Annotated in this window: 23 protein-coding genes, 1 tRNA gene and 1 other annotated feature; of the genes, 15 read left to right on the top strand and 9 right to left on the bottom strand. The window is 47.9% G+C overall.

Going from position 1 to position 26,294, the window contains the following annotated elements; genetic code table 11:
* Nucleotides 1-3 precede the first annotated feature (3 nt).
* Entirely contained in the window at nucleotides 4-825 is an 822-nt protein-coding gene (gene nei / locus AXG56_RS14630) for an endonuclease VIII (protein ID WP_062515202.1), read from the top strand.
* Nucleotides 826-886: 61 nt separating this feature from the next.
* Here nei and AXG56_RS14635 read toward each other — a convergent pair whose 3' ends face one another.
* The 8 genes from AXG56_RS14635 to rpmH form a co-directional block, all read right to left on the bottom strand.
* Complete coding sequence (locus tag AXG56_RS14635; RefSeq protein WP_062515204.1) at nucleotides 887-1,378, bottom strand: metallophosphoesterase; 492 nt, start codon at nucleotides 1,376-1,378, stop codon at nucleotides 887-889.
* 57 nt (nucleotides 1,379-1,435) lie between these two features.
* Nucleotides 1,436-2,152 (bottom strand): 16S rRNA (guanine(527)-N(7))-methyltransferase RsmG, encoded by a 717-nt coding sequence (rsmG, locus tag AXG56_RS14640; RefSeq protein WP_062515206.1) that lies wholly within the window; start codon nucleotides 2,150-2,152, stop codon nucleotides 1,436-1,438.
* A gap of 17 nt (nucleotides 2,153-2,169) precedes the next feature.
* A complete protein-coding gene (gene mnmG / locus AXG56_RS14645; RefSeq protein WP_008638946.1) occupies nucleotides 2,170-4,059 on the bottom strand; it encodes a tRNA uridine-5-carboxymethylaminomethyl(34) synthesis enzyme MnmG in 1,890 nt (629 codons plus the stop codon).
* 57 nt (nucleotides 4,060-4,116) lie between these two features.
* Nucleotides 4,117-5,493, bottom strand: a complete 1,377-nt coding sequence (mnmE, locus tag AXG56_RS14650; protein WP_026577627.1) for a tRNA uridine-5-carboxymethylaminomethyl(34) synthesis GTPase MnmE — start codon at nucleotides 5,491-5,493, stop codon at nucleotides 4,117-4,119.
* A 253-nt stretch (nucleotides 5,494-5,746) separates the two neighbouring features.
* Nucleotides 5,747-6,361 carry an RNA-binding cell elongation regulator Jag/EloR gene (gene jag, locus AXG56_RS14655; protein WP_008636183.1) on the bottom strand — a complete coding sequence of 205 codons (615 nt, stop codon included), beginning with the start codon at nucleotides 6,359-6,361 and terminating at the stop codon, nucleotides 5,747-5,749.
* Nucleotides 6,358-7,119, bottom strand: coding sequence for a YidC family membrane integrase SpoIIIJ (spoIIIJ, locus tag AXG56_RS14660; protein ID WP_008636181.1), 762 nt, complete (start codon nucleotides 7,117-7,119; stop codon nucleotides 6,358-6,360). Before spoIIIJ ends, jag begins: the two co-directional genes overlap by 4 nt.
* Nucleotides 7,120-7,231: 112 nt before the next feature.
* A complete protein-coding gene (gene rnpA / locus AXG56_RS14665) occupies nucleotides 7,232-7,585 on the bottom strand; it encodes a ribonuclease P protein component (protein ID WP_008636180.1) in 354 nt (117 codons plus the stop codon).
* Between the two features lie 138 nt (nucleotides 7,586-7,723).
* On the bottom strand, nucleotides 7,724-7,858 hold the full coding sequence (gene rpmH / locus AXG56_RS19195) for a 50S ribosomal protein L34 (RefSeq protein WP_081594803.1): 135 nt from the start codon (nucleotides 7,856-7,858) through the stop codon (nucleotides 7,724-7,726).
* 677 nt (nucleotides 7,859-8,535) lie between these two features.
* Between rpmH and dnaA the strand changes: the two genes are divergently transcribed.
* The 8 genes from dnaA (at nucleotide 8,536) to AXG56_RS14710 (ending at nucleotide 18,855) form a co-directional block, all read left to right on the top strand.
* The gene (dnaA, locus tag AXG56_RS14675; protein ID WP_008636174.1) at nucleotides 8,536-9,891 is read left to right on the top strand and encodes a chromosomal replication initiator protein DnaA; all 1,356 of its coding nucleotides are present in this window, start codon (nucleotides 8,536-8,538) and stop codon (nucleotides 9,889-9,891) included.
* Between the two features lie 175 nt (nucleotides 9,892-10,066).
* Nucleotides 10,067-11,206 carry a DNA polymerase III subunit beta gene (gene dnaN, locus AXG56_RS14680; RefSeq protein ID WP_008636172.1) on the top strand — a complete coding sequence of 380 codons (1,140 nt, stop codon included), beginning with the start codon at nucleotides 10,067-10,069 and terminating at the stop codon, nucleotides 11,204-11,206.
* 171 nt (nucleotides 11,207-11,377) lie between these two features.
* Nucleotides 11,378-11,599, top strand: a complete 222-nt coding sequence (gene yaaA, locus AXG56_RS14685; protein WP_008636171.1) for a S4 domain-containing protein YaaA — start codon at nucleotides 11,378-11,380, stop codon at nucleotides 11,597-11,599.
* Between the two features lie 17 nt (nucleotides 11,600-11,616).
* Nucleotides 11,617-12,735, top strand: a complete 1,119-nt coding sequence (gene recF, locus AXG56_RS14690) for a DNA replication/repair protein RecF (protein WP_008636170.1) — start codon at nucleotides 11,617-11,619, stop codon at nucleotides 12,733-12,735.
* Nucleotides 12,736-12,744: 9 nt separating this feature from the next.
* Entirely contained in the window at nucleotides 12,745-13,023 is a 279-nt protein-coding gene (gene remB / locus AXG56_RS14695; protein ID WP_062515208.1) for an extracellular matrix regulator RemB, read from the top strand.
* 76 nt (nucleotides 13,024-13,099) lie between these two features.
* On the top strand, nucleotides 13,100-15,022 hold the full coding sequence (gene gyrB / locus AXG56_RS14700; protein ID WP_008636168.1) for a DNA topoisomerase (ATP-hydrolyzing) subunit B: 1,923 nt from the start codon (nucleotides 13,100-13,102) through the stop codon (nucleotides 15,020-15,022).
* 111 nt (nucleotides 15,023-15,133) lie between these two features.
* Entirely contained in the window at nucleotides 15,134-17,683 is a 2,550-nt protein-coding gene (gene gyrA / locus AXG56_RS14705) for a DNA gyrase subunit A (protein ID WP_008636167.1), read from the top strand.
* A 74-nt stretch (nucleotides 17,684-17,757) separates the two neighbouring features.
* Nucleotides 17,758-18,855 carry an HD-GYP domain-containing protein gene (locus AXG56_RS14710; RefSeq protein WP_062515210.1) on the top strand — a complete coding sequence of 366 codons (1,098 nt, stop codon included), beginning with the start codon at nucleotides 17,758-17,760 and terminating at the stop codon, nucleotides 18,853-18,855.
* A gap of 17 nt (nucleotides 18,856-18,872) precedes the next feature.
* On the opposite strand, the gene AXG56_RS14715 is transcribed toward AXG56_RS14710, so the two are convergent.
* Nucleotides 18,873-19,589, bottom strand: a complete 717-nt coding sequence (locus tag AXG56_RS14715; protein ID WP_026577624.1) for a YaaC family protein — start codon at nucleotides 19,587-19,589, stop codon at nucleotides 18,873-18,875.
* A 174-nt stretch (nucleotides 19,590-19,763) separates the two neighbouring features.
* Between AXG56_RS14715 and guaB the strand changes: the two genes are divergently transcribed.
* The 6 genes from guaB to AXG56_RS14745 all read left to right on the top strand — a co-directional run bounded on the left by guaB (nucleotide 19,764) and on the right by AXG56_RS14745 (nucleotide 26,242).
* Nucleotides 19,764-21,233 (top strand): IMP dehydrogenase, encoded by a 1,470-nt coding sequence (gene guaB / locus AXG56_RS14720; RefSeq protein WP_008636161.1) that lies wholly within the window; start codon nucleotides 19,764-19,766, stop codon nucleotides 21,231-21,233.
* A gap of 105 nt (nucleotides 21,234-21,338) precedes the next feature.
* The gene (locus AXG56_RS14725; protein ID WP_008636159.1) at nucleotides 21,339-22,673 is read left to right on the top strand and encodes a serine hydrolase; all 1,335 of its coding nucleotides are present in this window, start codon (nucleotides 21,339-21,341) and stop codon (nucleotides 22,671-22,673) included.
* A gap of 124 nt (nucleotides 22,674-22,797) precedes the next feature.
* Nucleotides 22,798-23,682, top strand: coding sequence for a pyridoxal 5'-phosphate synthase lyase subunit PdxS (pdxS, locus tag AXG56_RS14730; RefSeq protein ID WP_008636157.1), 885 nt, complete (start codon nucleotides 22,798-22,800; stop codon nucleotides 23,680-23,682).
* Nucleotides 23,683-23,700: 18 nt separating this feature from the next.
* Nucleotides 23,701-24,291, top strand: coding sequence for a pyridoxal 5'-phosphate synthase glutaminase subunit PdxT (gene pdxT, locus AXG56_RS14735; RefSeq protein WP_026577622.1), 591 nt, complete (start codon nucleotides 23,701-23,703; stop codon nucleotides 24,289-24,291).
* 38 nt (nucleotides 24,292-24,329) lie between these two features.
* Nucleotides 24,330-24,553 (top strand) — a binding site (T-box leader).
* 54 nt (nucleotides 24,554-24,607) lie between these two features.
* Nucleotides 24,608-25,885: a serine--tRNA ligase gene (gene serS / locus AXG56_RS14740; protein ID WP_062515212.1), complete on the top strand. Its 1,278-nt coding sequence runs from the start codon at nucleotides 24,608-24,610 to the stop codon at nucleotides 25,883-25,885.
* A gap of 264 nt (nucleotides 25,886-26,149) precedes the next feature.
* A tRNA-Ser gene (locus AXG56_RS14745) sits at nucleotides 26,150-26,242 on the top strand.
* Nucleotides 26,243-26,294: the final 52 nt, after the last annotated feature.

Here is a 26,294-nt window from a genome sequence, read left to right on the forward strand (position 1 = left end):
ACCATGCCAGAAGGACCGGAAATCCGCCGTGCCGCCGACCAAGTCGAAAAGGCACTGATGGATCGAGAAGTGATCGATGTCTTCTTTGCTTTTGAACAGCTGAAGCCGTATGAAGAGATTCTGAGAGGGGCCGGCATCCGGAGAGTGGACACAAAGGGGAAAGCGATGCTCATCCGCTTCAACAACGGCTATACGATCTACTCGCACAACCAGCTGTACGGGAAGTGGATGATCCGTAACGCCTACAACTACCCGAAAACGAACCGGCAGCTCCGGCTCGCCATCCATAATGAGAAGAAGTCCGCATTGTTATACAGCGCATCGGACATTGAAGTGCTGCGCGATGAAGAAGTACCGGCGCATCCATTCATCGCTAAAGTCGGCCCCGACATCTTAAGTGAGACCGTAACCCCCGATGAATTAGCCGCTCGCTTTGAAGAGAAACGGTTTCGGAACAGACGGTGGACGTCCCTCCTTTTGGATCAGGCGTTCATCGCGGGAATCGGCAATTACCTCCGCAGTGAAATCCTGTTTGCTGCCGGTATTTCTCCGGAAACACGGCCTGTCGACAGTACCGAAGAACAAAAAAGGAAAGCAGCCGAAGCGACCATTGATTTGATGTGGCAGTCCTACCGCCATAAGGGAATCACAAACGACCTCGACCTGGCAGAGCGCTTAAAAAAAGAAGGTGTGAAGCGGAAGGATTATCGTCACTGGGTGTTCAACCGCGAAGGCCGTCCGTGCCGCATCGACGGCACCCCCATTGTTAAATTCCGCGCCGGCTCCAGGCGCTGCTATTACTGCCCGACCTGTCAAAAGGAATGAGTTCAGAGTCCGTATGACGGCAAAAGGCCAGGCCGCACTGTTACGTGCGGCCTGGCCTTTTTTAAGAATAAAAGATATGCTCTGCGTGAATGCCGCCCTCCAACAGCGTCAGTATTCCGAAAGAATAGAATGGAAGGCTGCGTTTATCCGTCGCCGAGCCCGGATTAAACAGCAGCGTCTTCTTATGGTAACGAAGATACGGAATATGGGAGTGGCCGAAGAGAACGACATCGACCTCCCCCTCTTCAAACGACTCCAAAGCCCGGCGTTCTGTCGTCTTCTTCTCCCCATGTCCATGAACGAGACCGAAACGCACACCCCCGAGTGTCACTACCTGCTTTTCCGGAAGCAATTCTCTGATCTCCCCGCCGTCCACGTTTCCATAAACGCCGTACAGCGCGGATTTTTCCTTCAATGTTTCATAGACATCCAGCGATTGAAAATCTCCGAGATGGAAGACGGCATCGGCAGAAGGAAGCTCCTTCATTAACCGCTCCGGCAGCTCTTTCGCTTTCTTCGGCATATGTGTATCTGCTGTGACCACAATCTTCATGCTTCTCCTCCTCTACCAAAAAAGCCCCTCTATCCGGAGACAGAGGGGGCTTTCTCATCATTGAATCGGTGTTTTGTTCGGTGTTCCTGCTTTACGCGGATACTTCTTCGGAGTCTTCCGGCGTTTTTCAATAATGGCAATGTTCCGTTCGCTTCCTTCTTGTGGAAGCTCAAACGTGTGCACATCGATGACTTCACCACCGACAGTTTGAACGGCGATGTTTGCATCTTCCATCTCATCCATCAGGTTCGGCCCCTTCATAGCAAGGAAACGACCGCCTTTGGCCGCGAGCGGGATACACAGTTCACTGAGTACGGACATGCGTGCAACAGCCCTTGCCATGACCAGGTCATAGCTTTCACGGAAGTTGGCGTTTTTCCCGAAATTCTCGGCTCTGTCATGATAAAAAGCGACATCGTCAAGCTCCAATTCATGAGCTAAGTGATTCAGGAAAGTGATCCGTTTCTTCAAGGAATCCACAATGGTCACTTTCAAATGCGGAAAAGCGATTTTCAGCGGCAGGCTCGGGAATCCGGCACCCGCTCCGACATCACAGATGCGAAGCGGCTTGCTGAAATCGTAATAGAATGCAGCGGTCAGCGAGTCATAGAAGTGTTTCAAATAAACGCCTTCCTGATCGGTAATGGCTGTCAGGTTCATCTTCTCGTTCCATTCGACAAGAATTTCGAAGTAACGCTGGAACTGGTGCTGCTGTTTCTCGTCAAGATCGATCCCTTTTTCTTTCAATGCTTGTATAAAGGTTGCGGTATCCATACGTCCATCCCTTCGATTTATTCTCCTGAAACGCGTGCAATCTGACCCTGCTCAATATAGACAAGCAGAATCGATACGTCCGCAGGGTTGACCCCGGACACACGGGAAGCCTGCCCTACAGAAAGCGGACGAACCGTTTTCAGGCGGTCTTTCGCTTCGGTAGCCAGTCCGTTGATCGCATCGTAATCGATGTTTTCAGGAATTTTCTTGTTATCCATCTTCTTCATCCGTTCGATCTGTTCCAGCGCCTTCTTAATATAGCCGCTGTATTTGACCTGGATCTCGACCTGTTCTTTGACCGCTTCCGGAAGCCTCACATCACTCGGTGTCACACGCTCCAGATGGCTGTAGCTCATTTCCGGACGCTTCAGAAGATCGGTCGCACGAATAGCATCCTTCAGTTTGGATCCGCCCGCCTCTTCTATGACAGCCTGGACTTCCTCCGTCTCTTTCAGGATGACTTTATCCAAACGCTTCTGTTCTTCCTCAATCAACCGTTTCTTCTCAAGGAAACGCTTGTAGCGGTCCTCCGTGATGAGTCCCAGCTGATAGCCGATTTCCGTCAGGCGGAGATCCGCATTATCATGGCGCAGCATCAGACGGAATTCCGCACGGGAAGTAAGCAGACGGTACGGTTCGCCTGTTCCTTTCGTGACAAGGTCGTCGATCATGACACCGATATAGCCTTGAGAACGATCGAGTACAAGTGTTTCGAGATCAAGCGCCTTGGCCGCGGCATTGATACCAGCCATCAACCCTTGTCCGGCTGCTTCTTCATACCCGGAAGTTCCGTTCAGCTGACCAGCTGTGAACAACCCGGAGATCTGTTTCGTCTCCAACGTCGGCCATAATTGGGTCGGAACGACGGAATCATACTCGATGGCATAACCGGCCCGCATGATTTCAGCATTCTCAAGTCCGGGAACGGTACGCATCATTTCATGCTGGACGGATTCCGGCATCGATGTCGACATTCCCTGTACATAAACTTCTTCCGTCTCACGGCCTTCCGGTTCAAGGAAGATCTGGTGGCGCGGCTTGTCATTGAAACGAACGATTTTGTCCTCGATGGACGGACAATAGCGCGGTCCTGTCCCCTTGATCGCACCGGAATACATCGCAGACAGTCCGAGGTTATCATTGATGACTTTGTGTGTTTCTTCGTTCGTATACGTCAACCAGCACGGTATCTGATCCGTGATGAATTCCGTCGTTTCATAGGAAAAGGAGCGCGGCTCTTCTTCGCCTGGCTGGATTTCCGTCTTGGAATAGTCGATCGTCTTGCTGTTGACCCGCATCGGCGTTCCCGTCTTGAAACGGACCATGTCGATTCCGAGTTCTTCGAGCTGCTCGGAAAGCGATACAGTAGAGCGCTGGTTGTTCGGGCCGCTTTCATAGGAAAGGTCGCCGATGATGACGCGTCCGCGCATGAACGTTCCCGTCGTGATGACAACCGTCGGCGCGTAATACGCCGCATTGGTTTCCGTAACGACACCTTTCACTTCGTCGTCTTCCACGAGGATCTTTTCGACCATCGCCTGCTTCAAAGTCAGATTATCCTGCGTTTCAAGGACGCGCTTCATTTCTTTAATATACAGAGGTTTGTCCGCCTGAGCGCGCAGTGCACGGACAGCCGGTCCTTTTCGTGTGTTCAACAAACGCATCTGAATATGCGTTTTATCGATGACTTTCCCCATCGCTCCGCCGAGGGCGTCGATTTCTCTGACGACGATCCCTTTGGCAGGTCCGCCGATGGAAGGGTTACATGGCATGAAAGCGACCAGATCAAGGTTCAAAGAAAGCATGAGGGTTTTCGCACCACGGCGTGCCGCAGCAAGCCCCGCTTCCACTCCTGCATGACCGGCGCCGACTACGATTACATCATAATGCCCTGCATCAAATGTCATTTGGGTGTCTCTCCTTTTTTGTTCTACATCTATTCAAAAAAACTTCCTACTCAACAATTACTTCCCTAAACAGAACTGAGAGAACAACTGGTCGATCAAACTGTCATGGACGGTATCTCCGACGATCTCTCCGAGGATCTCCCATGTTCTCGTTACATCAATCTGTACAACATCAAGCGGCACACCCATTTCCATGCCGTCCCGGGCATCTTCCAGGGCCTGCTTCGCCTGTTTCAAAAGCTGTACGTGACGAACGTTCGACACATAGGTCATATCTCCGGCATCAAGCTCCCCCTCGAAGAAGGTATCTGCGATCGCTTTCTCCAGCTGATCGATCCCTTCTTCACGGATCAGTGCTGTCGTAATAACCGGATGCTCTCCAGCCAATTCCTTGACCCGCTCCAGATCCAACCGATTCTCTAAGTCCATCTTATTGACGATGACGATGACGTTCATATCCTGAATGGCTTTCAGAAGCTCTTCATCTTCTTGATTGAATTCATCCCCATAGTTTAACACAAACAGAATGAGGTCGGCTTCCTGCAATACTTGTCGGGATCGTTCGACTCCAATCCGCTCGACAATGTCTTCCGTTTCCCGGATTCCCGCCGTATCGACGAGCCGGAGTGGTACACCGCGGACGTTGACATACTCCTCGATCACGTCCCGTGTCGTCCCGGGGATCTCCGTGACGATGGCTTTGTTTTCATGCACAAGTGCGTTCATCAAGGAAGACTTCCCGACGTTCGGGCGCCCGATGATCGCCGTACCGAGACCTTCGCGCAGGATTTTCCCCTGGCGCGCTGTTTCCAAAAGACTCGTCACTTCCGCATGGACTTCCTTCGTCTTCTCTTTCATCATTTCATGGGACATCTCTTCCACGTCGTCATATTCTGGATAATCGATGTTCACTTCGACATGGGCAAGCGTTTCTAAAAGCTTCTGCCGCAGATCCTGAATCAGCTTCGACAGACGGCCGTCCATCTGCTTTAATGCGACGTTCATCGCCCGGTCCGTCTTCGCACGGATCAGGTCCATCACCGCTTCCGCCTGGGATAAATCAATTCGACCGTTCAAAAACGCCCGTTTCGTAAACTCTCCCGGCTCCGCAAGTCTCGCACCACTTGCCAGGATGATTTCAAGCAGACGATTTACAGAGACAAGGCCGCCGTGACAGTTTATCTCAACGACATCTTCTCTTGTAAATGTCTTCGGCGCGCGCATGACAGATACCATAACCTCTTCCGCCACGTCGCCCGTTTCCGGATCGATGATTTTCCCGTAATGCATCGTGTGGGATGCCGCTTCGTTCAAATCTTTCCCTCTGAATAATTTCGCTGCAATCGATACAGCTTCTGGCCCGCTCAACCGGACGATGGCAATCGCACCTTCCCCCATAGGGGTCGATATCGCCGTTATCGTATCCGTTTCCACACGCCTTCACCTCCTGAAAATAAATCGTTCATCTATAGTTATCCACAATCGTTATTTTTCGTTACCACTAACATCTTACCTTACCACACACCCACGCGTTTTGAAAAGATATCAACACGTCGCAGCTGTTTTTGGGTTATCCACATGTGTATAAACGGTTTCTATCATATTTCCCTCATTCAGAGACAGGAATACAAGCAGCAGAAACAAAAAAATACCTCTGCCGGGGGCAGAAGTATTCTTAGCTTTCGAATCATGAAGGCCTGATAACGACATGTCTCCGCGGATCGTTTCCGGCAGAGTCCGTTATCACTCGCTTATGGTTCTGCAGTGCTGCATGGATGATTTTCCGCTCGTAGGAAGGCATCGGCTCCAGTTTGACTTCCTGGTTTGTCCGAACCGCCTTATCCGCAAGGCGCTGGGCCAATTGGTGAAGCGTCTCTTTCCTCCGCTCCCGATACCCTTCGGCATCGAGCATGACCGTATAGAAGATGTCCGATTCACGATTGACGACCAGCTGGGCCAGATATTGAAGGGAATTCAATGTCTGACCGCGCTTGCCGATGAGCATAGCGATCTTGTCCCCATGCAGTTCCATATAAATATCCCGTTGACGAATGTCTGTACGGATTTGAACAGGAGCTCCCATTTGTTCTGCTACGTCATAGATGAATGTCTCTGCATCCTGCACTGGATTTTTCTTAATCGATACTTTCACAATCGCTGGTTTGGAACCGAAACCGAGAAATCCTTTCTTACCTTCATCAATAACTTCAAGATCTACTTGATCCTTTGATGTCCGTAATTGCTCTAGTGCTGATTGGACCGCTTCATCAACTGTCGAACCTGTAGCAGTTACTTGTTTCACTCGCCTGCTCCTCCCGTCGCATCTTTCATCATCGGTTTACGGATGAAAATGGTTTGCAGAATCATCACGACGTTACCTACGATCCAGTACAACGCTAACGCGGATGGGAAGAAGAACGCGAATGTACCGATCATAAGCGGCATGATGTACAACATCATTTGCATTTGTGGGTTTTGGGCTGCGGCGCCGCCTGCCATCATCAATTTCTGCTGCAAGAATGTAGTCGCAGCTGTGAGAATAGCCAGGAACGGATCCGGGGAACCAAGCTCCAACCAAAGGAATGTGTGTGTCTGAATTTCCGCAGTCCGCATGATCGCATGATAGAACCCGATCAAGATCGGCATCTGTACAACGATCGGCAGACAGCCTGCCAAAGGATTGACGCCGTGCTTTTGGAAAAGCTGCATCGTTTCCTGCTGCAGTTTTTGTTGGGTCTGCTGGTCTTTAGAAGAATATTTCCCTCTTAATTCTTTCAATTCCGGCTGAATGTCCTGCATCGCCTTCGAACTTCTCAATTGCTTGATGTTCAAAGGAAGGAGGATCAACCGAATGATTACGGTGACGATGATGATCGCCAAACCGAAACTTCCGCTGGTCGCATCTGCGAAGAACGTGATGGTCTGTGACAAAGGCCAAACTACATATTCATTCCAAAATCCTGTACTATCCGCAGTGATATCCTGATTCACCTGGGTACACCCGGATAGGAACGTAAGCACTCCAGCCATTGCTAGAAGCGCTATCATTTTATTCCGCAACGTTTCGTTCCTCCTTATGAATCTCTTACAAGGTTCTATTAGAAAATTATGAAAACGTAAAACATACGGCCAACATTAGTTTAGCATTAGTACGCCTCATAATTCTATATTCTTACCGTTGAATTTTTTTATTAAGCAGCTTCGACCGGGAAAGGACGTGTGTCAAACTCCGCTTCATTTCGTGGAAATCCATTTGACTCGTCGGTTTGCGGGCGATCACTACCAAGTCATATTGAGGATGTATATGTTCTTCCAGTTCAAGGAACGCTTGTCTCAAATATCGTTTGATTTGATTACGCATGACTGCCGGGCCGATCTTCTTGCTGACAGATAAACCGATCCGGAAATGGGATTGGTCGGCCTTCTTTTTGTAGTAAAGGACCAGCTGTCGGTTTGCGAAGGATTGCCCACCTTGAAAAACCTGCTGAAACTCTTCATTTTTCTTAATCCGATAAGCTTTCTTCATCGAACACCCTCCAGAACTAGACAAAAAGGCAGCGCCGGGATGACGCCTCCTCTGCAATTAAAAGAGAAGAGGGACGAGAGATCCGCCCCTCTTCTGACCCTTATACTGAAAAAAAGACCACTGATTGTTTTCAGTGGCCTATGCTGATAAAACTTTTCTTCCTTTACGACGACGGCGTGCAAGAACTTTACGTCCATTTGCAGTGCTCATGCGTGAACGGAAGCCGTGTACTTTTTTACGCTTACGATTATTTGGTTGAAATGTGCGTTTCATTATATATACACCTCCTGGGAAATATTCCAATAATACATACATCTAAAAGGCAGTCCCGATTAGTATAATCAATGCCCCCCTGTTTTGTCAACTTCCATTTCCATACTTCTTCTCCCTTAAATCCAGACACCCGTTATATAACAGGCTGTCTTATAACAGGAGAATCTTCTTCCAATTCACAGCGAAAAAACAACTTTTCTGGCGAACATTCACAGGTATTGTGTATAATTTTTCATGGAAATCAGACTATCCACAACAAATATCGACAAGTAAATCACAAAATATAGTGCTGTGGATTATTTTTATCTACAACGTGTAGCTATTGTGGATAAGTTCCGTGGAACCATTGCAAGACACTATTTTATCTGGTATTATATTTGTGCTCAACCGTGAATAGCTAAAAAACACGAAAAATCTTTTCCACAGGTTGTGGATAACGTGTGGACAGTTATTAACACACTTGTTTATGCAGTTATTCACAAGAATGTGGATAGTGAATATAAGAAGCTCGAACCCTATTACTATCAACTTTTCAAATATCCACATGCAAAAGAGTACTGGATCCCGAAAAACTTTATACAAATCTTATACGAATGCCTTTCGATCCTTTTGCTACGTTCGAAAAAGAGAACGAAAGGTTTTTTTGTTTTCCAATGAAACAGAAAGGGGTGAACATTTTGGAGAACATCGATGAATTATGGACGAATACGTTGGATCAGATCAAAGAGAAAATCAGCAAGCCCAGCTTCGAGACGTGGCTGAAGGCGACAAAAGCCGACTCTTTGAACGAAAATACGTTAACTATTGTTGCTCCGAATGAATTCGCCAGAGACTGGCTTGAAAATCAATATGAAGGTCTTATAACGGAGACGTTATATGAAGTGACAGGAGCAGAATTAGATACAAAATTCATCATTCCGGAATCGAAGGACGACTCGCTTGAAGATGTAAAACTCTCTTCTAAAAAGGTTCCGAATGTGAAGAATAACGGCAATGAAGAGTCTCCGCAGAGCATGTTGAACTCAAAATACACGTTCGACACGTTCGTCATCGGTTCCGGAAACCGTTTCGCCCATGCAGCGTCGCTCGCTGTAGCAGAAGCTCCGGCCAAAGCGTATAATCCGCTGTTCATCTATGGAGGGGTAGGACTTGGCAAGACTCACTTGATGCACGCTATCGGTCACTATGTACTAGACCACAATCCGAATGCGAAAGTGGTTTATTTGTCATCAGAAAAGTTCACGAACGAGTTCATCAACTCGATCCGTGATAACAAAGCGGTCAATTTCCGTAATAAATACCGCAGCGTCGATGTACTTCTCATTGATGATATTCAATTCCTGGCGGGGAAAGAACAGACGCAGGAGGAGTTCTTCCATACGTTCAATACACTCCATGAGGAAAGCAAGCAGATCGTCATCTCCAGTGACCGGCCGCCGAAGGAGATTCCGACATTGGAAGATCGTCTGCGATCCCGTTTTGAATGGGGCCTGATCACCGATATCACCCCTCCAGACCTGGAGACGAGAATTGCGATCTTAAGGAAGAAAGCGAAAGCAGACGGGCTCGACATACCGAATGAAGTGATGCTTTATATCGCAAACCAGATCGATACGAACATCCGTGAACTGGAAGGAGCATTGATCCGTGTCGTCGCTTATTCCTCTTTAATCAACAGCGACATTAATGCATCCCTGGCAGCAGAGGCGCTGAAGGATATCATCCCGAGCTCGAAACCGAAAGTAATTACGATTGAAGCTATTCAGGAAATGGTCGGCGAGAAATATAATGTAAGATTAGAAGATTTCCCTGCGAAGAAGCGGACGAAATCCGTGGCATTCCCGCGACAGATCGCTATGTATCTATCAAGAGAGCTGACGGACTTCTCTCTGCCGAAAATCGGCGAAGAATTCGGAGGCCGTGACCATACGACAGTCATTCACGCCCACGAGAAGATTTCCAGAATGGTGGCAGATGACCAGCAGCTCCAAAAAGAGTTGGAAGAAATCAAGGAACAGCTCAAGTCTCATTAAGTGGATAATGTGAATAACGGTTGCACGTTCATCAACAGTCTGTCCACATGTGGATAACCTAGACACATAAGCGTTTAATAAAGATATCCACATTTCCACAGCGCATACTAGTACTATTACTACTTTTTTTTAATAATAATAATTAAATATATGCTCATTAGGAGGAGTGTATGCAATGAAATTTATAATCCAGAGGGATCAATTGATCGAGAGTGTCCAGAATGTCATGAAGGCCATATCTTCAAGAACAACTATCCCGATACTCACAGGAATGAAAATAGAAGCGAGTACTGCAGGAATTAAATTGACGGGTAGTAACTCTGATATTTCAATTGAGTCGTTCATTCCACAAGAAGAAGACGGAATCGTATATGTAGAGAATATTGAACCGGGGAGCATTGTTCTTCAGGCGAAGTACTTCCCTGACATCGTAAGAAAGCTTCCACAAAATACGGTGGAAATTGAAAGTGATAACTCAAGAAACGTAACTATTCGCTCTGGAAGTGCGGAATTTCATCTGAACGGACAAGACCCGGAAGAATATCCACAGCTCCCTCAGCTGCATACAGAGGACAGCTTTGAACTGCCGATCGATCTGTTGAAGAATTTGATTCGTCAAACAGTCTTTGCTGTGTCCACTTCCGAAACGCGTCCGATTTTGACAGGGGTACATGTACGGATGGAAGAAGGGGAACTTGAGTTCATCGCAACAGACAGCCACCGTCTTGCATCTCGTAAGCTTCCATTGGAGCAGCCGGCAGGTACGACGCTTCCACCCATTGTCATTCCAGGGAAAAGCCTGACGGAATTGAACAAGATTCTGGCTGATTCGGAAGATACCATTGAAATCAGTGTGACAGACAACCAAGTGTTGTTCCGGACGAAGCACCTGTACTTCTTGTCCCGTTTATTGGATGGGAACTATCCGGAAACATCCCGACTCATTCCGGATCACAGCAAAACGATCGTTCAAATCGACACGAAGGAACTTCTTCAGTCTGTCGATCGTGCCTCTCTTCTAGCGAAAGAGAACCGCAACAATGTTGTTCGTCTGATGACAAAAGAAAACAATCATCTCGAAATTACAGGGAATTCTCCGGAAGTCGGTAATGTCGTCGAAGAAGTTTTGGCGAATGATGTCGAAGGGGAAGACTTGAAAATTTCGTTCAGTGCGAAATATATGATGGACGCTTTAAAAGCGGTGGATTATGATCAGGTGAAGGTCGAATTTACCGGAGCGATGCGTCCGTTCTTGATCCGTCCCGTAGACGATGATCAAATCCTCCAGCTGATCCTTCCGGTACGGACATACTGATCAGACCGGGGCAGAATAGTATTTACAAAGGTGTGGTTATGGACTCCATAATGGCACCTTTTTTTATTTCCTTCCTGAAATAGGAACCGGAAGAAACGGGAAGTACTTTCTTTACAAACTTTTCTTTAGTAAAATGGAGAATAGGTTAATTCATGGAATAGGGTGGATAAAATGAGCGAACAAATCGGTATCACGACAGAATACATTCCTCTCGGTCAATTTCTGAAATTGGCGAACATTGTCGAATCCGGAGGAATGGTGAAGATTTTTCTGGCAGAATTCGAGGTGTATGTCAACGGGGAACCGGAAAACCGCCGTGGGCGCAAACTGTACCTGGGAGATACAGTAGAAATAGAACAATTCGGCAGCTACACCGTTGTCCAGGAAGGGTAACGGGATACCCCTTACTTATGCATATCAAGGAACTGTCCCTGAGGTCGTACCGGAATTATGATGATCTCTCCCTGACTTTCGACCATAAGATCAACGTCATCATTGGTGAAAATGCCCAGGGTAAAACCAATTTGATGGAAGCGATCTATGTCTTAGCGTTCACTCGTTCACACCGGACGCCGAGAGATAAAGAATTGATACAGTGGGATCAAGAGTATGGTAAAATAAAAGGTAGTATTTCTAAACGGAATCAACGCTTTCCCCTTGAAATCATCATTTCCAATAAAGGGAAAAAAGCGAAGTTGAATCATATGGAACAAAAGCGTTTGAGTGACTATATCGGCGCTTTGAATGTCGTCATGTTTGCACCTGAGGATCTCAATCTTGTCAAAGGGAGTCCTCAGGTGCGTCGTCGGTTTATCGACATGGAAATCGGGCAGATCCAGCCAAGGTATATTTATCACCTCGGACAGTATCAAAAAATACTCAAGCAGCGAAATCATTTATTGAAAGACCTGCAGAGAAAGCCGGGGGCAGACCGGACGATGCTTGCCGTCCTTACAGAGCAGCTGATGGAACACGCAGCGACGATCGTCGAGCGGAGGTTCAAGTTCCTTCAGCTTCTTCGTTCATGGGCGGCTCCGATCCATGAAGGGATCAGCCGACAGCTGGAACAATTACAAATTTCCTATGATGCGAGTGTGAAAGTATCAGAGGATATGAATTTGGAAACAATAAAGAAGACATATTCGGAAAAGTTCGCGGAAATAGAAGCAAAAGAGGTGGAACGCGGCACCACGCTTGCCGGTCCGCACCGGGACGATCTCTTGTTCTATGTTAACGGGAAGGATGTTCAGACGTACGGCTCCCAAGGCCAGCAGCGGACGACGGCGTTGTCTTTGAAACTCGCAGAAATCGAATTGATTCACAGCGAAGTGGGAGAATACCCGATTCTTCTGTTGGATGACGTGCTCAGCGAGCTGGATGACTTCCGTCAGTCCCACCTGCTTCATACGATCCAAGGGAAAGTGCAGACGTTCGTTTCGACGACGAGCATTGAAGGGATCGAACATGAGGCGTTGGAGGAGGCTGCGATATTCCGTGTCCGTGAAGGAACGATAGACGTTGAGAAATGAGGTGGAGGAATGTTTATTCACATCGGGGATGACCATGTGATTCATTCGGAAGACGTAGTGGCGATCATCGATAACAGCTTGATTTCTTCTTCTTCGATCATCGAGGAGTTTATTTTCAATCAGCGAAAAAACAGACAGGTTATTGAAACAGAAGATCATCAAGCGAAGTCTATCGTCATAACGAACGATGTGATCTACTTCAGTCCACTGTCTGTTTTCACGTTGAAGAAACGTGCCAATATGATGACGACCTTAAGCAAGCTTGAGGATTACTCGGAGGAAACATAAAGAAACAAGCGATAGATTCAGTCAGCAGTCCTAAAGGATTTAATGCAAAACCACTTGAGAAATGTAGGTGAGTACCATGAAGGAAGATATTATCGAAGAACAACAGGCGTATGATGAGAGTCAAATACAGGTACTGGAAGGGTTGGAGGCTGTTCGGAAACGTCCGGGAATGTACATCGGATCGACGAACGAAAAGGGCCTTCACCACCTCGTATGGGAGATTGTCGATAACAGTATTGACGAAGCGATGGCCGGTTACTGTGACCATATTGAAGTTGCCATTGAAGAGGATAACAGCATCACGGTTACAGATAATGGGCGCGGTATCCCTGTAGGTATTCAGGAAAAGACCGGTCGTCCTGCCGTAGAGACGATCCTGACCGTTCTCCACGCCGGCGGTAAATTCGGCGGCGGAGGATACAAAGTGTCCGGAGGTCTGCACGGGGTGGGAGCTTCTGTCGTGAACGCCTTATCAACGAAGCTGGAAGTATTCGTTCACCGGGATGGGAACATTTATTACCAGGCCTACCACCGCGGTGTACCTGCGGATGATTTGAAAGTGATCGGTGAGACAGACATTACTGGAACACGCATCACATTCAAACCTGATGAAGAGATCTTCTCAGAAACGCAGGAGTATAAGTTCGAAATCCTGGCCAACCGTCTGCGTGAGCTTGCTTTCCTGAATAAAGGATTGACGATAACGATCGATGATAAACGTACGGATGAAGATCCGGTCCAATATCATTTCGAAGGTGGGATCCTTTCCTACGTCGAACACATGAACCGTACGCGTGAAGTACTGCATGATGCCTTTTTCATCGAAGGCGAGCAGGATGAAATATCCATCGAAATCGCAATGCAGTACAACGATGGATTCGCAAGCAATATCTATTCCTACGCGAACAACATCCATACCTATGAAGGTGGAACACATGAATCCGGGTTCAAGACAGGACTGACGCGTGTCATTAACGACTACGCCCGCAAGAACAACATGTTCAAGGAGACCGATCCGAACTTGACCGGGGACGACGTCCGGGAAGGACTGACAGCGATCATCTCGCTCAAACACCCGGATCCGCAGTTTGAGGGACAGACGAAGACGAAACTTGGGAACAGTGAAGCGAGAACCGTGACGGACGCCTTGTTCTCAGAGAATTTCTCCAGATTCCTTTTTGAAAACCCGCAAATGGCGAAAACGATTGTCGAGAAGGGCCTGATGGCTTCAAGAGCAAGAATGGCAGCGAAGAAAGCCAGGGAATTGACCCGCCGCAAGAGCGCATTGGAAGTATCCAACCTGCCTGGTAAATTAGCAGACTGTTCTTCCAAAGATGCCAAAATATCAGAACTGTACATCGTTGAGGGTGACTCTGCCGGAGGTTCAGCAAAGCAGGGCCGTGACAGGCACTTCCAAGCTATTCTTCCATTGAGAGGTAAGATCATCAACGTAGAGAAAGCTCGCCTGGATAAGATTCTTTCCAACAACGAAATCAGAACAATCATTACGGCGCTCGGTACGGGAATCGGTGAAGATTTCGACATAGAGAAAGCCCGTTACCATAAGATCGTCATCATGACGGATGCCGATGTCGACGGTGCCCATATCCGTACATTGCTGCTGACGTTCTTCTATCGTTACATGCGTCCTCTGATCGAAAAAGGCTATATTTACATCGCCCAGCCGCCGCTGTATAAGATCCAGCAGGGGAAAGCGACGTACTATACCTACAGCGACAAAGGGCTTGATTCCATGCTTGCCCAGCTTTCTGCTTCACCGAAACCAGGGATTCAGCGTTACAAGGGACTTGGAGAGATGAACCCGGAACAGCTGTGGGAGACGACGATGGATCCGGAAACCCGTTCGATGCTTCAGGTGAATCTGGAAGATGCGATGGGCGCTGATGAAACATTTGATATCCTGATGGGAGACAAAGTCGAACCGCGTCGTAACTTCATTCAGGAAAATGCCCAGTATGTACAGAATCTTGATGTGTAAATAGATAGATCAGCAGTCTTTTTCTTTTCCACCAGTTTGGATGGGAGGGAAGAGGAGGGAGCAGCCTTTTGCGGCTGCTTCTCTTTGAAAGGCAACTAGGAGGTAGAAAGAATGGTCGATCAACCCGAACGCCCGCGCGTGCAGGAAATCAATATCAGTCAGGAAATGAGAACCTCTTTCCTGGACTATGCGATGAGTGTTATCGTCGCCCGTGCCCTTCCGGATGTAAGGGATGGATTGAAGCCTGTACACCGGAGAATATTGTATGCCATGCATGACCTTGGAATGCACGCAGATAAAGCTTATAAGAAATCGGCTCGTATCGTAGGGGAAGTTATCGGTAAGTATCACCCGCACGGAGATTCCGCTGTTTACGATACGATGGTCCGTATGGCTCAGGATTTCAACTACCGTTACATGCTTGTAGACGGTCACGGTAACTTCGGTTCTGTGGACGGGGACGCCGCAGCCGCCATGCGTTACACAGAGGCCCGAATGTCCAAAATCTCGATGGAGATCCTTCGTGATATCAACAAGGATACGATCGATTACAATGACAACTATGATGGTACCGAGCGTGAACCAGCCGTTCTGCCATCTAAATTCCCGAACTTGCTCGTGAACGGAGGAGCGGGAATTGCTGTCGGTATGGCGACAAACATCCCTCCCCACCAGTTGGGGGAAGTCATCGACGCAGTCCTTGCCTTGAGTAAGGATGAGGATATTACGATCCAGGAATTGATGGAAAATCATATTTACGGCCCGGATTTCCCTACTGCCGGTAAGATCCTTGGCTTGAGCGGTATCCGTAAAGCCTATGAAACTGGGAAAGGCTCGATTACCGTTCGTGCCAAAGTCGATATTGAAGAACAGGCGAACGGCAAAACACGTCTGCTTGTCACAGAGCTTCCATACCAGGTGAACAAAGCCCGTCTTGTAGAGAAGATCGCCGATCTTGCCCGTGATAAGAAGATTGACGGTATCACCGATCTTCGTGACGAGTCTGACCGGAACGGAATGCGTGTCGTTATCGAGCTTCGCAGAGATGTGAATCCGAACGTCCTCTTGAATAATTTGTATAAAATGACAGCTCTGCAGTCTACTTTCGGCATCAACATCCTTGCTCTCGTTGACGGCCATCCGAAGGTCCTCAACCTTAAGCAGTGTCTGGAGCATTACTTAGAGCACCAGAAGGTCGTTATCAGACGACGTACAGAATTCGAACTGAAAAAAGCGGAAGCGCGTGCCCACATTTTGGCGGGGCTGCGTATCGCACTTGATCATCTGGATGAAGTGATCGCGCTGATTCGTGAATCGCAGACGACAGACATTGCGAGAAACGGCTTGATGGAACGATTCGGTCTTTCAGAGAAACAAGCCCAGGCGATTCTTGATATGCGCCTTCAGCGTTTGACTGGTCTTGAAAGAGAGAAGATCGAAGAAGAGTACCAGGAGCTTATCAAGCATATTGCCGAATTGAAGGCAATCCTGGCCGATGACGAGAAGGTTCTTGAGATAATTCGTGGAGAGCTCCTCGACATCAAAGAGCGTTACAATGATGAGCGCCGTACAGAAATCGTCCTTGGCGGTACAGACTTTATTGAAGATGAAGACCTGATTCCGGAAGAGACGGTCATCGTGACATTGACTCACCAGGGATACGTGAAACGTCTTCCTGCAACCACGTATCGTTCCCAGCGCCGCGGAGGACGCGGAGTACAGGGAATGGGCACTCATGAAGAAGATTTCGTGGAACACCTGCTTTCTACTTCTACTCACAATACGCTGTTGTTCTTCTCCAACAAAGGGAAGGTTTACAAGGCAAAAGGGTATGAAGTACCGGAATTCAGCCGTACTGCGAAAGGAATCCCGATCATCAACATGCTGAATATCGAGCAGGATGAATGGATCAATGCCGTCATCGCTGTCGAAGATTTCGTAGATGACTGGTACCTCGTCTTCACAACGAGAAACGGGATTACGAAACGGACGACATTGTCCCAGTTCGCCAATATTCGTAAAGGCGGTCTGATCGCCCTCGGTCTTCGGGAAGATGATGAACTTATCTCCGTTCGTCTTACGGATGGATCGAAGGATATCATGATCGGAACAAGGAACGGATATCTGATCCGGTTCAATGAAGACCAGATTCGTCCAATGGGCCGTACAGCAGCTGGTGTGAAGGGAATTTCCCTCCGTGACGATGACCACGTCGTTTCCATGGAAATCCTTGATGACTCCCTGCAGGTATTGACCGTAACGACGAATGGCTACGGAAAGCGTACCCCTGCGAGTGATTACAGAATTACAAACCGTGGTGGTAAAGGAATCATCACGTGTAATCTGACAGATAAGAACGGTCATGTTGTATCAACAAAAGCCGTAAACGGTGAAGAGGATATCATGATCATCACAGCAAGCGGTGTCTTGATCCGCATGCCGATGGAAAGTATTTCCGAAACAGGACGTAACACACAAGGAGTCCGCCTGATCCGTCTTGGAGATGGAGAAGAAGTGGCGACTGTCGCCCGGGTTGAATCCGAGAAAGAGGAAGAAGAACTGTTGGAAGAAGCAATGGAAGCAGAAGCCGAAATGCAGGCGGAGCAGGAAGCTTCGGAAACAGAATCTGAATCCGGTAACGATCCTACAGAAGAGTCGTAAGCTTAAATACCGTCGCCTGTCGTTCCTTAGCGGCAGGCGGCTTTTTTATTTCTACAAGAGAGGTGGAAGTACGTATGAGAGTGAGTCCAGGGCAGTTGACACCGGGATGCATCATCGTTCAAGACGTGAAAGGACGTACACAGCGACCGATCATTCCGAAAAATACCATCGTTCAACCGGTTCATATCGAAGTTTTGAAGAAGTTTCAAATCCCTTACATAGAAATATCCCACAAGCGTTCCGACGGCACACCGTTCATTCCTCAGCAAGACACAGACACAGAAACAGAACAACCGATATCCAATACGCCTTCTCCCTCTTCTGTTATACTGCATACTTTCGAGGAGCAGTACTTGGATGCCGTTCAATCCTATAAGGAATGGTACAATTCCTGGCAGGCCGGGTCCGCCGTCGATATTCAAGAAGTAAGGCGGATCATGGTGCCCCTGCTTGAGAAGTCGGTAGAATCAAAACCGGACATCTTTACACTTCATCATCATTCGACAGCTGTTGATTATATGTATCATCACGGAGTGGCGACCGGCCTCTTATCCGGCTATGTGGCTTCAAAGATGGGATACAGCTATGGAGAATGGATTCAGGTAGGGCTTGCAGGGGCACTAGCTGATGCAGGAATGGCCCGGATCGATAAACGGATAACCAGTAAAGAAGCTGCACTCACCGAAACGGAATACAGTCAGGTGAAGAATCATCCCGCCTTATCCTACCGAATGACAGAGAAAATCGCTTCGTTAAGCAAGGAGTCCAAGCTTGCGATCCTCCAGCACCATGAGCGGATGGACGGGACCGGATATCCACTTGGCCTGCATCACGACAAGATTCACATGTTCAGTCAAATCCTTGCCGTCAGTGACATGTACCATGCCATGACGTCCGAGCGCCATTACAGGGAACGGCGTTCTCCGTTTCTAGTACTCGAGGAAATGCTGCAGAAGCAGATGGGACGGTATCACCAGGAAGTCATTCAAACCTTAGCCAAAGAACTGACAGGCTACTCAATTGGTACGAAGGTACGACTTTCCGATAACAGTAAAGCGGATATTCTCTTTGTAGATGAACAGGATCCAGTCAGACCGATTGTTCAAAGTAACGATTCCATTATAAATTTAAAAGAACACTTGGATTTATATATTGAAGAAGTCTATGAATAAAGAAAAGACCAGTGACGTCATGGAACCGATGACCACTGGTCTTTCATCCACAAAGAAATCAATTCCGGAATTCTTTCCGAAGCGGTTTCGAGGAAATGCAGAATGAAGACGTAATCCTCTCTGTCCTTCATCTGCTCCATCTCCCCCCACCACTCGCCCTCATAACGGACAAGCATACTTAAATTGTAGAGGACGGCGAAGTAACGAAGCAGCTCCGGCCAGTTTTCATCCGGTTCTTTGGCTTTTTCCTCTTTCCATTGATAGATGGTGTCCATCGCCGGAAGCGGTCGGAGCAGTTCATCCATCGATACTTTCTCTTTGTTCGAGGAGAATTGAAAAAGATGATGCGCCGCGTGCTGAAACAAGCCGTGGGGCTGGATCCTTATATCATCTTCAAGAAACCGGTAATGCTGTTTTTTTCTTTTTCTCGTAGATAACCCGTGGGCAAGCACTTTTGCCGTTGCTGGATAACCAGGGTCGACCGTAAGCAGGCAGCTCTTCATAAAGTGGTTTAGTCCGTAATAGAACAGGAGAGGCTTTACGCTGAGCGGTGTCTGAAGAGCCGTCCGCCAGTAGTCGCCGCCGAGAAGTAACCCGTATTGGAAACGTTCGGCGTTGTTATAGGCGTGATGCTCCGCTTTTTGATGTCCGATTTTGTCATAGCAAGCCTGAAGAAACGGGCGGGAATGGGCAGTGACCTGCAGATAGGTCAGAATCGTATCGTGATTTGGCAACGCTTCCTCTCCTTTCCACTGTTACAAGGGAGTTTCTCCCAATATTTTTATGGTTGAAAAAGCACTATCATTGTCGTATTGTAAATAACAATAAGTAATTAATGTTGCGAATGTACCACTTATTTTACCCACTTTCACCCAAACTATTTGAAGGAAGAAAAGGAGAGGTCAAGCATGCGTGAAGACAAGTTTACTAAAGAAGGTTTAACATTTGACGATGTACTGCTTTTGCCTGCGAAATCAGATGTCCTGCCGCGTGATGTTTCTTTAGCGACAGAACTATCCCCGACGCTTCGGTTGAATATGCCGATCATCAGTGCCGGTATGGATACGGTTACGGAAGCAGCGATGGCGATCGGCATGGCACGACAAGGCGGTCTTGGTGTCATTCATAAGAATATGTCGATCGAAGAACAAGCCGAGCATGTCGATCGTGTGAAGCGATCCGAGAGCGGCGTCATCACGAATCCATTCTATCTGACACCGGAACATCAGGTTTTTGATGCCGAACACTTGATGGGCAAGTTCCGTATTTCCGGTGTACCGATCGTAAACAATGAAGAAGAACAGAAACTTGTCGGAATCTTGACGAACCGTGACCTTCGCTTCATCGAAAACTACTCCATTCCGATCCGTGAAGTCATGACAAGCGAAAACCTGGTCACAGCTCCTGTCGGCACGACATTGGATGAAGCGGAGAAGATCCTTCAGCAATACAAGATCGAGAAGCTTCCGATGGTCGATAACCAAGGCGTACTGAAAGGCTTGATTACCATCAAGGATATCGAGAAGGTCATCGAATTCCCGAACTCTGCGAAAGATTCTCAAGGACGTCTGCTTGTTGCCGCAGCGGTAGGTGTCACAGCAGACGCCATGACTCGAATTGATAAACTTGTGGATGCCGGCGTCGATGCCCTTGTCGTCGATACGGCTCACGGCCATTCCCAAGGGGTTATCGGACAAGTGAAACGTATCCGCGACCGTCACCCTGAAATCAATATCATTGCCGGAAACGTAGCGACTCCGGAAGCGACACGCGAATTGATCGAAGCAGGTGCGGATGTCGTGAAGGTCGGAATCGGACCTGGATCCATCTGTACGACCCGCGTCGTAGCAGGAGTCGGAGTTCCTCAAATCACTGCCATTCATGATTGTGCAACGGAAGCTGCCCGCCACGGCAAACCGATCATCGCAGACGGTGGTATCAAGTATTCCGGAGATATCGTCAAGGCGCTTGCATCTGGTGGACATGCTGTTATGCTAGGCAGTCTTCTGGCAGGTGTAACAGAAAGCCCTGGTGAAACGGAAATATTCCAAGGCCGACGCTTTAAAGTGTATCGCGGTATGGGCTCTGTCGGCGCGATGGAATCCGGATCGAAAGACCGATATTTCCAAAATGAGCAGGAAGCGAAGAAACTGGTACCGGAAGGAATCGAAGGCCGCATGCCTTATAAAGGGCCGCTTGCGGATACGATCCATCAGCTTCTCGGCGGACTACGCTCCGGTATGGGCTATTGCGGCACACCGACAATCGACGCACTAAGGAACGATTCCCAGTTCATCCGTATCACAGGTGCAGGCCTGAAAGAGAGCCATCCGCATGACGTACAGATTACGAAAGAGGCGCCAAACTACTCCGTTTGACCCTCTGTATATCCGATAGACAGGGACTTTTCCCTGTCTATTCTTTTATATACGCATGTGATAAAATAACGAGGATGCATATTTTAAGGGTGGAGGTCGAGAAAGTTGAAACAAAGATTGAGAGCATCAGTGGCCATGACTATGGTCGTGCTTATGACAGTGTTTGCCGTATTTATGAGTCCATTGAGTACATATGCAAGCACCGTTGACGTTGGGGCGAAATCAGCGATCCTCGTTGATGCAGACACAGGGAAGATTTTGTATGAAAAAGAGGCAGATTTAACTCTACCTCCAGCAAGTATGACGAAGATGATGACAGAGTATCTCGTTTTGGAAGCGATTGATGAAGGAAGAATCAGCTGGGATACGACGACACAAATCAGTCCTTATGCTTATGAAATATCCGCCAACCCTGAATATTCAGGTGTCGGGTTAAAAATGAATAAAGATTATACGGTACGAGAACTATATGAAGCGATGGCGATCAACTCGGATAACGCCACGACGATTACACTGGCCGAGCTGGTTGGTGGAAGTGAAGGCGAATTCGTCAAAATGATGAATGAAAAAGCCAAGGAATTAGGTCTTCCAGATTATGAATTCGTGAACGCTTCTGGATTAGATAACGCCCACCTCGGGGATAACCACCCAGAAGGAACGGCGGCAGATGGAGTCAACATGCTTTCTGCCAAATCCGCTGCCACGCTTGCTTATCACCTGATCAATAATTATCCGCAGGCACTGGAAATCTCCAGTCAGCCGACATTGGAATTCGAAGGAAAAACCGTCACGAACTGGAACTGGATGCTTCCGGGAATGCCTGGAGAGAACTTGAAGCAGTTCGAATATGAAGGAATGGACGGCTTGAAAACCGGCTATACCGAGCTTGCGGGCAATACCTTTACAGGAACAGCTGAACGGGACGGTGTACGTCTGATTTCCGTCGTTATGAAATCAGAAACCCGTGAGAGCCGTTTCCAGCAGACAGCCGAACTGTTGGATTACGGATTCCAGCAATTCTCCCGCCAGGAACTATTCCCGGCAGGATATGCGAAAGAGGAAGAATCGACCGTTTCTGTTGCTAAAGGAAAAGAAGACAGTGTCGCTATTGAGACAAGCGAAGCATTAAGCACCATGGTGAAAAATGCCGAAGAAGATCAATACACACTGGAGTACAAGTTGGATAAGGACAAGCTGAATGAAGATGGAGAACTTGTCGCCCCGGTCAAAAAGGGAGACAAAGTCGGAACGGCCGTTCTTGTTTATAACGGGGAAGATAACTACAGCAACCTTGTTTCTGATGAAGGGGAGACCGTTGAACTCGTCGCTGCGGAAGACGTCGATAAATCAAACTGGTTCATGCTGATGCTTGGAGCAATCGGCCAATTCTTTGCGGATATCTTCACTGGTGCCGTAGATATGGTCAAAGGTTGGTTCTAACATAAAAAAAACCTACATATTTTGTAGGATTTAAAGCGGTAATGCGTTACAATAGAGGATAAGAATCTATGATTCAAAAAATTTAAAATGCTTGAAACATATAGCTGTCAGGGAGGAATATATCATGTCACAAACAGGTACGGATCGCGTCAAACGCGGAATGGCCGAAATGCAAAAAGGTGGCGTCATCATGGACGTCGTAAACGCAGAGCAAGCAAAAATCGCGGAAGAGGCCGGCGCAGTAGCCGTTATGGCTCTTGAACGTGTACCAGCAGACATCCGTGCTGCAGGTGGAGTCGCTCGTATGGCGGATCCAACGATCGTAGAAGAAGTCATGAATGCTGTTTCTATTCCGGTAATGGCTAAAGCACGTATCGGTCACATCACAGAAGCTCGTGTCCTTGAAGCGATGGGTGTGGATTATATCGATGAGAGTGAAGTACTGACTCCAGCTGATGAAATCTACCACATCAAGAAAGATGACTACACGGTTCCTTTCGTTTGTGGATGCCGTAACATCGGAGAAGCGACTCGTCGTATCCGTGAAGGAGCTTCCATGCTTCGTACGAAAGGTGAGCCTGGTACAGGAAACATCGTGGAAGCAGTAAGCCACATGCGTCAAGTACAATCAGAAATCCGTAAACTTCGCGGTCTGTCTGAAGATGAAGTCATGGTATTTGCTAAAGAAAACGGCGCACCGTTCGATCTTCTTATGGAAATCCGTGAAGAAGGCCGTCTTCCTGTTGTAAACTTTGCAGCGGGTGGAATTGCTACTCCGGCTGATGCGGCTCTTATGATGGAGCTTGGAGCAGACGGTGTATTCGTTGGATCCGGTATCTTCAAGTCCAACAACCCTGAGAAATTCGCTCGTGCGATCGTAGAAGCGACGACTCACTATACGGACTACAAACTGATTGGTGAGCTGTCCAAAGATTTGGGTACAGCGATGAAAGGGATGGAAATCTCTACTCTTACACCTGATCAGCGCATGCAGGAACGCAGCCAGTAAGTAAAGGAGAATGACATCATGACTACAATCGGTGTTTTAGGTTTACAAGGCGCTTTTCGTGAGCATGTTCGTTCTGTCGAGGCATCAGGAGCAGAAGCTGTCGTCGTTAAGAAGAAGGAACAGCTGGAACAAATCGACGGTTTGATCATTCCCGGTGGAGAGAGCACAACCATCCGCCGGTTGATTGACAAATACGATTTCCTTGAGCCGATCCGGCAATTCGGAAAAGCAGGGAAGCCGATCTTCGGTACGTGTGCCGGCCTGATTCTCCTTGCATCTGAAATCGACGGTTCCTATGATGTCCACCTCGGTCTGATGGATATCAAAGTCCGCCGCAATGCTTTCGGCCGACAGCGGGAAAGCTTTGAAGCGGATCTTGATATCGAAGGGGTGGCGGAAGGATTCAATGCGGTCTTCATCCGTGCTCCTTATATCGAAGGTGTCGGTGAAGAAACGAAAGTGCTGGCCCGCTATGACGGACATATCGTCGCAGCTCAGCAGGACCAGTACCTGGCATGTTCTTTCCACCCTGAATTGACAGATGACCACCGCATCACGGCTCATTTTGTGAAAATGGTGGAGAACTCCCGTAAAACACTTGCATTATAATTTTAAATCCGCTAATCTTATGTAACACAACCTTTATAATTAACGCGATGATAGGAAATAGTAGCACGTCCCTTCTCCTTGAAGAGAGTCAGTGGCTGGTGAGAACTGACGGGGAAGCCGTGTGAATCCATCCTTGAGTTGTGCAGCCGAAGTCCAGTAAGCTGTACCGGTGCTCACCGTTATGAGTAGAAGCCGGAAGGTCATGGTACCTTCAACTTGGGTGGTATCGCGGGAAGCATATAGAAAAGCTCTCGTCCCTTTATATAAGGGACGGGAGTTTTTTTATAGGCAGAAAAATAACAAGGAGGAATAGATGATGTTAGACATGAAGTATCTGCGTCAGAACTTTGACGAAGTAAAAGCGAAGCTGCAAAACCGCGGGGAAGACTTGTCTGATCTGGATGCATTCGGTGATCTCGACAGTAAACGCCGGGAGCTGATTCAGGAAACAGAAGAGCTGAAAGCGAAAAGGAATGAAGTCTCCAAGGAAATCTCCCAGCTGAAGAAAGCGAAGGAAGATGCGGACGATAAGATTAAGGAAATGCGCGAAGTCGGCGATCGTATCAAAACGCTTGATACAGAATGGAAAGAAGTCGAGGAGAAATTGGAAACGATGCTGTTATCTATTCCGAACATTCCTCACGAAAGTGTTCCTGTCGGAGAAGATGAAGACGACAACCAGGAAGCGAGAAAATGGGGAGAACTCCCTGCCTTCAACTTTGAAGCGAAGCCGCACTGGGACGTGGCGACAGACCTTGGTATGCTGGACTTCGAGCGTGCCTCTAAGGTGACGGGAAGCCGTTTCGTATTCTACAAAGGCCTTGGTGCCCGCTTGGAGCGTGCCCTGCTCAACTTCATGATGGACCTTCATTCTGATGAGCACGGATATCAGGAGATGCTGCCACCACAAATGGTTAATCGTACCTCTATGACTGGTACAGGCCAGCTTCCGAAGTTCGAAGAAGATGCCTTTAAGATTCAGGACTGGGATTATTACCTCGTTCCAACGGCAGAGGTTCCAGTTACGAACTTCCACAGGGAAGAAATATTAAGTGCAGCAGATCTTCCACAGAAGTTTGTCGCTTTCAGCACCAACTTCCGTTCTGAAGCAGGTTCTGCCGGTCGCGATACCCGCGGACTCATCCGCCAGCACCAATTCAACAAAGTCGAGCTTGTCCAGCTTGCCAAGCCGGAGGATTCTTACGATGTATTGGAAGAACTCACCGGTCATGCGGAGAAAGTACTCCGGCTGTTGAAACTTCCTTACCGTGTCATGAGCATGTGCACAGGCGATCTTGGTTTCACAGCAGCGAAGAAATATGATATCGAAGTGTGGATCCCGAGTCAGGAAACATACCGCGAAATCAGCTCCTGCTCTAACTTTGAAGATTTCCAGGCGCGTCGAGCCGGTATCCGTTTCCGCCGTGACGAGAAAGCGAAGCCGGAATTCGTCCATACACTGAATGGTTCCGGACTTGCCATCGGTCGTACCGTTGCAGCGATCTTGGAAAACTATCAGCAGGAAGATGGTTCTGTCGTCGTGCCGGAAGTGCTTCGTCCATATATGGGTGGCAAAGACGTCATCAGCAAATAAGAGAAAAAACCGTACAGATCCTGTCTGTACGGTTTTTTTCAGCAATGAGACCCTGGAAGAGCAAAACGATCAGGAGGGTCATCCGCCTCATGGAAAGCTCATCGTGTTCATCGGCATCGGAAGTTGTCGATTTTAGTTGACGAAGGCAATACGGATTTTGTATAATAACAAAGCAGTCATTATTCCGGGGTTTTTTAGGGAAAATCTTCAGGATGTATTGACGAAAGAGATGATAAATGGTAATATATTTATTGTCGGTCATACGGAGGAGTACCCAAGTTTGGCTGAAGGGAGCGGTCTTGAAAACCGCCAGGGGCTTTACGGCTCGCGGGGGTTCGAATCCCTCCTCCTCCGCCATTATTATTATCAACAATTGCGCATAAAAATTGGAGATTATAGAACAGAAATC

Source organism: Halobacillus sp. KGW1, assembly GCF_001592845.1.
Taxonomy (GTDB): domain Bacteria; phylum Bacillota; class Bacilli; order Bacillales; family Halobacillaceae; genus Halobacillus.